Raw genomic sequence first — 12,830 nt, forward strand, 5'->3', positions numbered from 1 at the left:
TCAAATCTCACATCTAATATCTCAAATCTAATTTTATAGCTAACTTAGCGCGCATTACACACAACAATGAAAAGAGATAAATTAATATTTAAATTACTGGATGAAGAGCAGCAGCGCCAGGAAGAAGGCATTGAGCTTATAGCATCAGAAAATTTTGTGAGCAAGCAGGTGATGGAAGCCGCTGGCTCTGTTGCAACCAACAAATATGCCGAAGGCTTACCGGGCAAACGCTACTACGGCGGCTGCGAAATAGTTGATGAAATTGAAACCATTGCTATTGATCGCGCTAAGCAGTTGTTTAACGCCGAGTGGGCAAACGTGCAGCCGCATAGCGGTGCGCAGGCCAATGCCGCGGTTATGCTGGCTGTTTTACAACCCGGCGATAAAATATTAGGGTTCGATCTTTCTCATGGTGGCCACTTAACCCATGGCTCGGCGGTAAACTTTTCTGGTAAATTATATCAGCCGCATTTTTATGGGGTTAAAAAAGATACGGGTTATGTAGATTATGAGCAGCTGAAAGAAGTTGCCCTGCGCGAAAAACCAAAACTGATCATCTGCGGTGCTTCGGCTTACTCGCGCGATTGGGATTACGAGTTTATCCGCGCCGTTGCAGATGAGGTTGGTGCTTTGGTGCTTGCCGATATTTCGCACCCGGCCGGCTTAATTGCCCGCGGTTTACTTACCGATCCGCTGCCGCATTGCCATATTGTTACTACCACTACCCACAAAACCCTGCGCGGCCCGCGTGGTGGTCTTATACTGTTAGGTAAAGATTTTGAGAACCCATGGGGCTTAAAGACACCAAAAGGCGAAGTGAGGATGATGTCGGCCTTGTTGGATATGGCTGTTTTCCCGGGTACACAGGGTGGTCCGCTGGAGCATATCATCGCGGCTAAGGCCATCGCTTTTGGCGAGGCTTTGAGCGATAGCTACATGAAATACATTTTGCAGGTGAAAGTTAACGGCGCGGCCATGGCCAAAGCGTTTGTTGAGCGCGGTTACGATATCATCTCGGGCGGTACCGATAACCACCTGATGCTGATAGATCTGCGTAACAAAAACATCAGTGGTAAAGCTGCCGAGAAGGCTTTGGTAAGTGCCGATATCACCGCGAACAAAAACATGGTGCCTTATGATGATAAGTCGCCGTTTGTTACTTCGGGCATCCGTGTGGGTACAGCTGCGATAACCACCCGTGGCTTAAAAGAGAAACACATGGATACCATTGTGGAGCTGATAGATATGGTAATAAACGACCCCGAAAACGAAACTGTTTTAAAGAAAGTACGTAAAAGGGTGCACAAGCTGATGGAAGACCATCCGCTTTATCGCGATAAGCACCTGGGCTAACAATGGACGTAGAGCATCATACCCCTTCGGAACTGGAAAGCAGGCGTATAACTGCCCTGCATTCCTATGATATCTTAGATACCCTACCCGAAAAGGAGTATGATGCTATTACCCGCCTGGCCTCCTATATATGCCAGGTTCCCATTGCCTTTATCTCTTTTATAGACGATTCCAGGCAATGGATAAAATCCACCATTGGGCTTGATATTGAACAAGTGCCAATTGAAGATACCTTTTGCCAGCACACCATTAAGGAAGATCATTTAGTTATTATTCCCGACCTCACAAAAAAAGAAGGGTTTTGCGAGGAAGAAATGGTTAAAGGCGATTTCGGCCTGCGGTTTTATGGCAGCGCCCCGCTGATAGATCCCGAGGGCTACCGCATTGGTACCCTATGCGTGCTCGATACCCATGTAAGGCACATCACCGATGAACAGCAGGATGCCCTTAAAGTGCTGGCGAGCGAAGTGATATCGCACCTGGTGCTGCGTAAGCAGAAGAAAGAGCTGGAAAAAAGCCTGGCAGTTCATAAAGACTTCTATGCCCTATTCAATAATTCAACAGAGATCCATTTAATTGCCGGTGCCGATTCTAACATCGAACTGATAAATAACTGTATTTTAGATATTTTAGGCTACACGGTAGAGGAGGCTACGGGCAGGTCGTTATGGAGTTTTGTAGCTGGACAAAACCGCGAACAGTTTGTGCCGGTGATACAAAAAGCGGTGGCCACGCAAAAACCCTTCGAAATTGAGACCCAAACCGTAACCCGCGGCGGCGATATCAAATGGATCAGCTGGACCGCCGTACACAAAGCCGGCAAATGGTTTTGCAGCGGCCGCGATATTACTTTTCAAAAGAAATTAATACTGCAAACAGAACAACTTTCGCTGGTGGCCAGTAAAATAAAGAACGGCGTAGTGATAAGCGATGCCGATGATAAAGTTATTTGGACCAACAATGCCTTTGAACACATTACCGGGTACAACAACCAGGATGTAGAGCACAAATACCTGGGGCAGGTACTTAAAGGTAAGCCAAAAGATGACGAGGCCGAAGATAAACTGCTTGATGCGATAAGGAAGAATTTATCATACGAGGTGGAACTATCTATGCTCACCAAGAATGGACAGCCTATTTGGATCTCGGTAACCAACTCCGTTATTTATGCGAGCGATGGCGTGATAGAAAAATACATCCGTATTATTATCGACATCACCTTTCGAAAGCGTGCCGAGCAGGACGTAGAGATATTATCCTTTGCGGCCCGCAAATCGCCAAGCGGTATCATGATCCGCGATACCAAAGGCAAGATCATCTGGATGAATGAGTCGATGGAGAAGATCATCGGTTACTCTTTGGATGAGTTAAAAGGGCAAACCATTGGCACCAAACTCATAGGCGAAGAAACGGACCTCGAGGTTTTCAAGGGTGCCGTACAAAAAGTGAAAGAGAACAAGCCTTACGAGGTTGAAATAAAAATATATAAAAAAGACGGTTCTACCGCCTGGGTGTTCATATCAAACAGCCCGCTGTTTAACGAAATAGGAAGCGTAGAGCGGCAAATAGGCGTAATGGTTGATATTACCAGCCGTAAAAAAGCTGAGGAGCAATTAACCCTGCTATCGCTTGTAGCCAGCAAAACCACCAGCGGTGTGGTTATTAATGATAGCGAAGGCAAGGTAGAATGGGTGAACGATGCCTTTGAATACATTACCGGCTACACGTTGGATGATGTGAAGGATAAACATCTCGGCGATTCGCTGAAGGGCGAGCTGACCGATGTATCCATTATCACCAAAGCGCGCGAACTATCAGAGAAAAAACAGTCTTTTGAGGTTGACCTGCTAATTTATCGTAAAGATGGGCAACCTGTTTGGATCTCGGTCATCAACTCCGTTATTACCGATGATGCAGGCAGGGTTGATAAATACATTGAAGTTATAATTGATATCACTGCCAAAAAGAAAGCCGAGCTGGAACTGATAGCAGCTAAGGAAGAGGCGCAGCAGCTGAGCCGTGCCAAGGATATGTTCATTGGTGTAATGAGCCATGAGATCCGCACGCCGCTGAACGCGGTGATTGGGATGAGCCACCTGCTGCTGAACGATAACCCTTTGGAATCGCAAAGGGAGAACCTCAGCATCCTCAAATTCTCGGCAGAAAACTTAATGACGCTGATAAACGATGTGCTTGATTTTACCAAGATAGAGACCGGTAATATAGAACTGGAAAAAGCGCACGTGAATGTTCGCGATATGATCCAGGGGGTTACAGCATCTATGCAATATAAGGCGCATGAAAATAACATCTACCTTAAAAGCAGCATAGAGGAAGCCATCCCGGCTATTGTAATTGGCGACAGGGCGCGGCTGGTGCAAATTTTGCTGAATTTGGTAAGCAACGCGGTTAAATTTACGGCCACAGGTGGCGTTGATATTGATTTAACGGTAATAGAAGATACGAAAAAAACCGTAAGAATACGTTTTGCCGTATCTGACAGTGGAATAGGTATTGCAAAAAACAAATTAAATACCATCTTTGAATCTTTTAAGCAGGCAGAAGCAAACACCACCCGCGAATATGGCGGAACAGGACTGGGCTTGGCTATCAGCAAGAGGCTGATAGAGTTGCATGATTCAAGGATAAATGTAGACAGCATACCGGGGCAGGGTTCAACTTTTTGGTTTACCATAACCTTTAAAAAGCTGGAAGACCAAACCATAAACAATAGTAATAAAGTGGAAACAGGATTAAATATCAACGTGCTGGTAGTAGATGATAACCAAATAAACAGGTTATTGATAAACAAGGTTCTGAAAAAATGGGGCGCCACCGCCGATTTTGCAGAGAATGGCCAGGAGGCGATAGATAAGCTGGAGCTGCACAAAAACTTTGATGTGGTGCTGATGGATATCCACATGCCTATAATGGGCGGGCTGGAAGCAGCAGGCATTATCCGCACCTTTACAGATCCGTACTTCCAAAAATTACCTATCATAGCCCTTACCGCATCTATGCTGAGCAACCAGATGGGCCAGATAGAGAGTGCCGGCATGAATGATTATATTCTAAAACCGTTCGACCCTACCACCCTGCACATGAAACTGAGCAAGTATCAGAAACAGTAAGTTTGGTGAGTTGTGAATAGAGAGTAGAGAGTGGTTTTTAAATCGAATTCTGAAGTTTGGCTGCTCAAAATAATACGAGGCGTTCCGATGGAACGCTTTTTTGTTTTATAATGATATCAGGACAGGGTTTTCAACCTGCAAATCAAAATCCAAAAAATCGCAAAAATTCGTTTAACCCCGGTTTAGACGGCATAAGCAATTGTAGCTATACTCAGCGTCAATCCCGGCACTTTAAGCAATTCTATCCCGCAGGCCTCCAGCGTTGCACCGGTGGTTACGGTATCATCTACCAATAAAACATGTTTATTTATTAACTTATCGGGGTTGGCCACCACAAATACCTCCTTCATATTCTCAAACCTCGCGAACCGCGATTTATGCGTTTGCGTTTTGGTAGCTACCGATCGGACAAGATTATCCACCTCCACTTTCGCGTTTAATTTTTCGGCAAGGCCATCGGCAAAGCAGGCGCTTTGGTTGTAACCACGCTCTTTCAGCCGTTTTTTGTGGAGCGGAACGGGAATAATATAGTCGGCCGTTTTGAAAACTTCATTTTCTGCCAGTTGAATGCCGGCTACCGCGCCAAGTATATTGCCTATGCGCTGCATGTTGTCGTACTTAAAGTGATGCATCATTTTTTGCACTTTGCCGCCTTTGTTAAAAAAGTAAAGAGCGTAGGCGGCCTGCACCGGCAGTTTCCCCCAAAATTGCTGCGCCACAATGTTATCCGGCTGCTGATGAAGATTGGTGTAGGGGAGATTGTAAAGGCAATCTGTACAAATAAGATCTTCCCCGGCAACCAAACTGGCATGGCATGCCGCGCAAAGCTCCGGGAATATGAGGGAGATGAAATCGGAAAGGTAGCGGCGTAATGGGTTCAAGGCTTTAAGGTAGCAAAGCGAACGCGTATTATTAAAATAAGGAAACGTTTTTTATTATAGACGCAATACTTCGCGTTTCCTTCAGGCAATGTTTCTTGGTTCTTTATCCGTCCTAACGGAGACGCGAAGTATCGCGTCTATACGAGAGAGAAAAATTTACGCCTCTATCGCAACCGCCTTATCCTTCTCTTTTATAGCTAACTGACCGCAGGCGGCATCAATATCTTTACCGCGGCTGCGGCGCAGGTTGGTGTTTACGCCATGGCTGCGCAGGTAATCGGCAAAGGCTTCTACCTTATCTTCACCTGCGTTAATGTAGCTGGCGAAAGAGATCGGGTTATACTCAATAATATTTACCTTACAGGGAATATGCTTGCAAAACTGTACAAGTTCTTTGGCATCCTGTATATTATCATTTACGCCATCAAAAATAATGTACTCGTAGGTAACGGCGTTTTTGGTTTTGGCGTAAAAGTATTTTAAGGCGTCGGCCAGTGCTTTTAACGAGTTTTGCTCATTAATGGGCATAATGGTGTTGCGCTTCTCATCGTTAGCGGCGTGCAGCGAGAGGGCGAGGTTGAATTTAACCTCATCGTCGCCAAGCTTACGTATCATTTTGGCAATGCCCGCGGTAGATACCGTAATACGTTTGGCCGCCATGCCCAAGCCATCAGGCGAGGTGATGCGTTCTATCGATTTCATTACGTTGGCGTAGTTAAGCAAAGGCTCGCCCATGCCCATGTACACAATGTTTGATAGCGGGATGCCGTAGTTTTCGCGGGCCTGTTTATCAATCAATACAACCTGGTCGTATATTTCATCGGGGTTAAGGTTGCGCTTGCGTTCCATGTAGCCGGTGGCGCAAAATTTACAGGTAAGGCTGCAGCCAACCTGTGATGATACACAGGCCGTCATTCTATCGGTAGTTGGAATTAAAACACCCTCAATTAAATGAGTATCGTGTAAAATAAAAGAATTTTTTATAGTTTTATCAGCACTAACCTGTGAAGTATTTATTTTAACGTTGTTGATAATAAATTTCTCATCAAGTTTAGTACGGAGTTCTTTTGAAATATTGCTCATGTCATCAAAAGATAAGCATGATTTTTTCCATAGCCATTCATACACCTGTTTAGCCCTGAAAGCCTTTTCATCCATTTGGATAAAGTGCGCCTGAAGTGCTTGAAGGTCAAGGCTGCGGATATCAATTTTGTCTTTTTTTGCGTTCACCATGCAAAAGTACTTAAATTTAAAAATTCCGATGCCTTTTTAAAGTCATTCTTTTATAGCATTAAAAACAATAACTAAAAGTTAATTGTATTTACTAAAATTGGGTGGGGTTAAATTTTTTTTAGAAGATGCCATTTTACACTGAATGAAAAGTTTTATAGCCGATTTCGTTTACCCAGTTTGTGCCGATCCAATCAAAAATGGAATAGTAACAGTTGATGATGCCGGAAAAATAATCTCCATTGCCGAAAGCCAATCGCCTGACCAACAGCCCGAATCTATGGAGCGTCTTAGTGGTGTAATTGTACCGGGCTTTATAAATACCCACTGCCATACCGAACTCTCGCACCTTAAAGCTAAAATTGTTCCCGGGAACGGTCTCATCAGTTTTATAAAAGACGTACAAAATTTCAGGAATACCGAGAAAAATGCCATCATAGACGCTGCCGAAGCCGCCGACGCAGAGATGTACAATAATGGCATTGTAGCCGTAGCCGATACGAGTAACAGTAATTTTACAAGGGATTTAAAAGAAAAAAGTAAATTGTATTACCACACTTTTGTGGAGATATTTGGCTTTTTACCCGAGAGTGCCGAAGACCTGTTTGCCAAAGCCCTGGCGTTGGCCGGGGAATTTAAGCCGCAGTCGGTATCCATTACCGCGCATGCGCCTTATTCAGTATCCAAAGAATTATTTAAGCTGATCAAACGCCATAGCGATAGCGGTAATAACCTGCTGAGTATTCATAATCAGGAATGCGAGGACGAGAATAAATTTTACCGCTACAAACTGGGCGGCTTTATTGATATGTATAAACACTTCGGTATCAATATAGATTACTTTCGGCCGCAGGCACGCAATTCCTTACAATCTATTATACCGTTGCTCACCAACCGGCAAAAAATATTGATGGTGCATAATACCTGCACCAATTTAAAAGACATTTATTTCATCAAACGGTTCGACAGGAAGATAAACTGGTGCTTTTGCCCCAATGCCAATATGTACATAGAGAAGCGCCTGCCCAAAGTGGAGCTTTTTGTAAACCAGGGCCTTAATATTACCCTCGGTACCGATAGCCTGGCCTCAAACGATAAGCTTTGCATCCTGAGCGAAATGCGCACGCTGCAGCAAAATATCCCCTCGCTGAGTTTCGATACCCTGCTGCAATGGGGCACCAGCAATGGTGCCAAATTTTTGGACATCGACAGCGACAAAGGAACCATTGAGGTTGGTAAAACCCCGGGACTTAACCTCATAACCGGCCTCGATGGCAACAAAATTACACCGGAGACAAAGGTGAAAAGGTTAATTTGAAAATGAGGTAATTTGAAGATTTGAAAATGAGTGTGGAGGTGTCGTAAATAACCACGTAATTTGACAACCAAACTCGGTTTTAAATTGTTGCCATTCCAATCTTCAAATTTTCAAATCATCTCATTTTCAAATTAACAAATGAAGCATCTCAATATAACGGTAAAGGGTAAAGTACAGGGCGTTTCTTTTAGGGTGGCGGCAAAGGCAGTGGCCGATCAGCTTGGCGTGCGGGGTTTTGTGCGCAATCAGCCCAATGGCGATGTTTTTATTGAAGCCGAAGCCGACGACTTTATGATGGATATGTTTTTAGAATGGTGCCGGGAAGGCGCGGAACATGCCGTAGTTACCGGCGTGGAAGTGCATGATGGCGAATTAAAAAACTATCGTAATTTTGAAGTTGTGAAAAAATAGTTCGGTACACTTTAAGCTCCATCTGATTGTCAACCGCAAAAAAATTCGCCGGGCAAACTGCTATTTATGGCATAAGTACTATGGTATCAAGGCTTATCGCCTTTATATTAACTCCTTTTTATTCGCGGGCGCTGCCCGTAGCAGGCAATGGCATATTTACGGCCATGTATGGTTACGCTTCTATCATCAACGCCATCCTGGCGTTTGGGATGGAAACCACTTTTTTTAGATATTTGAATAAGCAGGAGCACAACAAACAGCAGGTTTATAATAACGCATTCGGAGCTGTTATTGCTGTGATAGTGGTTTTCCTGGCCTTTTCCCTGCTTTTTTTAGACGGCATTATAAATTACTTGCAGGCTGGTGTTATAAAAGACCATGCCGACTACGCCTTCTATGTAAAATGTTTTCTGTTCATTTTAGCGGCTGATGCATTTTGCGTTATTCCGTTCGCCAAACTACGTGCCGACGGGAGGCCGCTGCGCTATGGGTTAATTAAGTTTTTAAATGTACTTATGGTGTTGGGCTTTAATCTGTTTATGCTGTTTGCAATCCCATATATCATTAAGCACCACATGGCCGGTGCAGATTGGTTTGCAGGCTGGTACAGGCCAAAATGGGTGGGTTATGTGTTCCTGGCCAATACGGTTGCCAGTGTAGCTACCATTATTTTGTTACTGCCCGAAATACTCCAGCTCCGACTGAGATTTAGTAGCAGCATGTTTAAAGAGATGTTTGTGTATAGTTGGCCGGTGCTGGTGGCCAATATATCGTTCCTCATCAACGAGTCGTTAGATAAGGCAATGCTGAAACAAATGCTGCCGCATGGTATTAACGATCAGCAGGTGGGCATTTACGGTATGTGCGCCAAGATCGCGCTATTCCTCAGTATTTTTGTACAGGCCTTTCGCTTGGGTGCCGAACCTTTCTTTTTTAGCCACGCAAAAAACAAGAACTCTGGTGATACCTACGCCCGCATCATGAATTATTTTGTAATAGCCGTTGCAGTAATATGCCTGGCCCTGGTGGCCAACATCAATATCCTGGCCTATATTATTGTAGGTAAGGAGGTGGTAGGCGAGGGTGCGGCTGCGCATAAAAACGTATACTGGTCTGGTTTGGGGGTTGTGCCGCCATTACTTTTTGGCTATTTAAGCCTGGGCATTTATATGAACTTGTCTATCTGGTACAAACTGTCCGATCAAACAAAGTACGGGCTATACATATCAGGCATAGGCGCTTTTTTTACCATCGTGCTCAATTACCTGTTCATCCCCAAGTACAGTTATATGGCATCGGCCTGGATCTCGCTCGGCGCTTATGCCACCATGATGATATTATCGTACCTGTGGGGACAAAAAAATTACCCTATCCCCTATAACATAAAAAAGAACCTCGCTTATATCATAATATCAGCTGTGCTCGTTTACATATCATTCAGCGTATTTAAGCGCAATATATTTATTGGCAACGGCCTGTTTATTTTATTTGCGCTTGGGGCATTGTATACCGAACGGAAAGAACTAAAAGCTATATTTAGCAAATGAACATCAGGGTAATCAACAGATCTAAAAATATTTTACCGGCCTACGAAACGCTCCACGCCGCGGGCATGGATATGCGTGCCGACCTGGAAGCCCCGGTTGTACTAAAACCGCTGGAGCGCCAGCTGATCCCCACCGGGCTTTACATAGAACTGCCCGAAGGTTACGAAGCGCAGATAAGGCCACGTAGTGGCTTGGCATATAAGCATGGTATTGGCATTGTAAATTCGCCGGGTACCATTGATGCCGATTATCGCGGCGAAGTAAAAGTGCTGCTGGTGAACCTTTCTAACGTTGATTTTGAAATAAACACCGGCGACCGAATTGCCCAAATGGTAGTGGCCAAACATGAGCAGGTGAAATGGGAAGAGGTTGACATGTTGAGCGACACCACCCGGGGCACCGGCGGGTACGGGCATACCGGTAAAGACTAAATAATGAAGAAAACGGCATTTATCATCCTGTTAGTAGGCATGTGTACCACGGCTGTTGCTCAAAAAAGCAGCAATGGTGATGCCGCGCCCCTAAAGCAATTGAGCGCCGCAGATAGCAGCCGGGTAAAGGAGCTGTTCTTCTCGGCCATCCGCCAAAAAACAATTGATAATACCAAGCTCGCAACCGAGTTGTTTGGCCAGGTGCTGGCTATCGACCCCAACAACGATGCCTCCCTGTATGAATTGGCCAACCTGGAAAAAGCGCAGAACAATTACCAGGCCGCCGCTCCCTTATTAGAAAAAGCGACAACTGTAAGCCCCGATAACGAATGGTACTGGCTGGCCCTTGCTGATAACTACGAAAAAGCAAACGACCTGGTAAAACTCCAGAGCGCTTTTGACCAGCTGATACGCATTAACCCCGATAAACCTGGGTACTATTTTGGCAAAGCGAGTGTTTACTCGGTGCAGCGCAAGTACGATGAAGCCATAAAACTATATGATAAGGTAGAAAGTATAACCGGCCCTACAGATGAGCTGCAGGCTAACCGACAAAAAATTTACCTGATACAGGGTAAGGTTGATAAAGCATCGGACGGGTTGGAGAAAATGATAGCGGCCCACCCTAACGAGGCCCGTTACTACCTGATGCTTGCCGAACTTTACAACTCCAACGGGCTAAATGATAAAGCCATTGAGGTGCTCAACAAAGGGGTTACCGCGCTCGATAAAGATAAGAACACAGGCCTTAGCTACGGTCTGCTGCACATGGCACTGGCCGATGTGTATAAGGATAAGAAGGACCTGGTGGCCAGCTTTAACGAGCGGAAAATTGCCTTTGCCAATCCTGATATTGATATAGAGCAAAAGGTGCGCGTGATACAGGAGTATGTTCCGCAGCTAACCAACCCAACACTGAAGACACAAGTGCTGGAACTTAGCCGCATACTTACCGTTACCCACCCCAACAGCGATAAGGCTTTTGCCATTTATGGCGATATGCTGGTGCAAACAGAACAGTTTCGCGAAGCAAAACCAGTTTATAAAAAATCGATAGAGTTAAATCCGCAATCATACCAGGTGCATGAGCAGTTGGTGCGGATTGAGATGGCCGAAAGCGATTTCGCGGGCGCTATAAAAGATGGCGAGAACGCGCTTAGCTATTTCCCCAACCAGGCCTGGATGAATTATTTGGTAGGCATAGCCTGGCAACAAAGCAAAAATTACAACAAAGCGCTGGGCTATTTAAAAAACGCGGTGGGCTTAGAGGCTGCCGATAAGGATCTGCTTTCGCAATGCTATTCGGCCATGGGCGATTGCTACCATTCCATTAGTGATAACAAAAGTTCAGACGAGGCTTACGAAAAGGCGCTGAGTTACAATCCCGATAATGCTTTCACGCTGAACAATTATGCGTACTATTTGTCGTTAAGGAACGAGCAGCTGGATAAAGCGGCGGCAATGTCTAAACACAGTACCGAACTGCAGCCCAACAGCGCTTCGTTTGAAGATACTTACGCCTGGATCTTATTCAGGCAGAAGAAATACACAGAGGCGAAGGTTTGGATAGAAAGATCGCTCGCGCATGATAAAACAGACAGCGCGGTGAAGACAGAACATTACGGTGATATTTTGTTTTTTACAGGAGATAGTAGTGGTGCCCTGCAAAACTGGGAAAAAGCCAAAAAGCAGGGTGGCGCTTCGCCTGCATTAGAGAAGAAAATAAATGAGAAGAAATATTCTGAATAAAATAGCCATCATCCTTTTACTGGTTACAGCGGTAAGTTGTAAATCGAAAAAGTTGGTGGTTGTGCAGCGCCCAACAAAAGATACCGTGGCGGTTAAAACAAATGATGTAGCCGAGCGGCTGGCTGCCATCCGTTCCAAACAGGTTACCTTTAACACTTTTAGCGGCAAGGCAAAAACCAGGCTGGATATCAACGGCGATGATAACGACGTTACCCTGAACATCCGCGTAAACCGTGATCAAAAAATTTGGATCTCCATCACCGCTATAGCCGGGCTGGAAGTAGCAAGGGCGCTGATAACGCCGGATAGCATACAGGTGATAAACCGTTTTCAGAACCTGTACCTTAAAAAACCGTTCAGCTATATCCATAGGTACGCGGGCAGGCAGGTGAACTTTAAAACGCTGCAATCGTTATTGGTGGGGAACGCCATTGGCGAACTGCTTAATCCGGATGCCAAGTTTACCCCAGAGGGTGCCAACACCGGCATTACCGGCAACCTGCAGGGCCTGGTGTATAAGCTGCTGCTTGGCCCCGATATGAAGGTTACACAAACCAACCTGGCCAACCAATTGGCAGGGCAAACTTTACAGGTAGCCAACCGTGTTTTTATACAGGCTGATAGCCGCATAGTACCATCGCAAATAGATATTACTTCTACAGCGCCGGGGAATAGGGTGCTGGTTAATTTACGTTATACGCAGGCGGAGTTTGACCGTGTTTTAGAGTACCCCTTCAGTATTCCAAAAAGTTATCAACCTGCAGATTAAAAAACCTATT

Annotated in this window: 10 protein-coding genes; 8 read left to right on the forward strand and 2 right to left on the reverse strand. The window is 45.1% G+C overall.

Going from position 1 to position 12,830, the window contains the following annotated elements; genetic code table 11:
• Positions 1 to 66: 66 nt before the first annotated feature.
• Positions 67 to 1,353 carry a serine hydroxymethyltransferase gene (locus EPL05_RS17115; protein ID WP_128535211.1) on the forward strand — a complete coding sequence of 429 codons (1,287 nt, stop codon included), beginning with the start codon at positions 67 to 69 and terminating at the stop codon, positions 1,351 to 1,353.
• A gap of 2 nt (positions 1,354 to 1,355) precedes the next feature.
• The gene (locus tag EPL05_RS17120; RefSeq protein ID WP_128535212.1) at positions 1,356 to 4,484 is read left to right on the forward strand and encodes a PAS domain S-box protein; all 3,129 of its coding nucleotides are present in this window, start codon (positions 1,356 to 1,358) and stop codon (positions 4,482 to 4,484) included.
• A 182-nt stretch (positions 4,485 to 4,666) separates the two neighbouring features.
• On the opposite strand, the gene EPL05_RS17125 is transcribed toward EPL05_RS17120, so the two are convergent.
• On the reverse strand, positions 4,667 to 5,365 hold the full coding sequence (locus EPL05_RS17125; protein ID WP_128535213.1) for a ComF family protein: 699 nt from the start codon (positions 5,363 to 5,365) through the stop codon (positions 4,667 to 4,669).
• 156 nt (positions 5,366 to 5,521) lie between these two features.
• The gene (gene rlmN, locus EPL05_RS17130; protein WP_208394778.1) at positions 5,522 to 6,598 is read right to left on the reverse strand and encodes a 23S rRNA (adenine(2503)-C(2))-methyltransferase RlmN; all 1,077 of its coding nucleotides are present in this window, start codon (positions 6,596 to 6,598) and stop codon (positions 5,522 to 5,524) included.
• A 142-nt stretch (positions 6,599 to 6,740) separates the two neighbouring features.
• Here rlmN and EPL05_RS17135 point away from each other — a divergent pair, with 142 nt between their 5' ends.
• The 6 genes from EPL05_RS17135 to EPL05_RS17160 all read left to right on the forward strand — a co-directional run bounded on the left by EPL05_RS17135 (position 6,741) and on the right by EPL05_RS17160 (position 12,820).
• On the forward strand, positions 6,741 to 7,913 hold the full coding sequence (locus EPL05_RS17135; protein WP_128535214.1) for an amidohydrolase family protein: 1,173 nt from the start codon (positions 6,741 to 6,743) through the stop codon (positions 7,911 to 7,913).
• A gap of 138 nt (positions 7,914 to 8,051) precedes the next feature.
• Complete coding sequence (locus EPL05_RS17140) at positions 8,052 to 8,324, forward strand: acylphosphatase (protein ID WP_128535215.1); 273 nt, start codon at positions 8,052 to 8,054, stop codon at positions 8,322 to 8,324.
• A 26-nt stretch (positions 8,325 to 8,350) separates the two neighbouring features.
• A complete protein-coding gene (locus tag EPL05_RS17145) occupies positions 8,351 to 9,871 on the forward strand; it encodes a polysaccharide biosynthesis C-terminal domain-containing protein (protein WP_128535216.1) in 1,521 nt (506 codons plus the stop codon).
• Positions 9,868 to 10,302 (forward strand): dUTP diphosphatase, encoded by a 435-nt coding sequence (dut, locus tag EPL05_RS17150; protein ID WP_128535217.1) that lies wholly within the window; start codon positions 9,868 to 9,870, stop codon positions 10,300 to 10,302. The genes EPL05_RS17145 and dut overlap by 4 nt, the downstream gene beginning before the upstream one ends.
• Positions 10,303 to 10,305: 3 nt before the next feature.
• The gene (locus EPL05_RS17155; protein ID WP_128535218.1) at positions 10,306 to 12,051 is read left to right on the forward strand and encodes a tetratricopeptide repeat protein; all 1,746 of its coding nucleotides are present in this window, start codon (positions 10,306 to 10,308) and stop codon (positions 12,049 to 12,051) included.
• The gene (locus EPL05_RS17160; protein ID WP_128535219.1) at positions 12,029 to 12,820 is read left to right on the forward strand and encodes a DUF4292 domain-containing protein; all 792 of its coding nucleotides are present in this window, start codon (positions 12,029 to 12,031) and stop codon (positions 12,818 to 12,820) included. Before EPL05_RS17155 ends, EPL05_RS17160 begins: the two co-directional genes overlap by 23 nt.
• Positions 12,821 to 12,830: the final 10 nt, after the last annotated feature.

The sequence above is a fragment of the Mucilaginibacter gilvus genome (genome assembly GCF_004054195.1).
Taxonomy (GTDB): domain Bacteria; phylum Bacteroidota; class Bacteroidia; order Sphingobacteriales; family Sphingobacteriaceae; genus Mucilaginibacter; species Mucilaginibacter gilvus.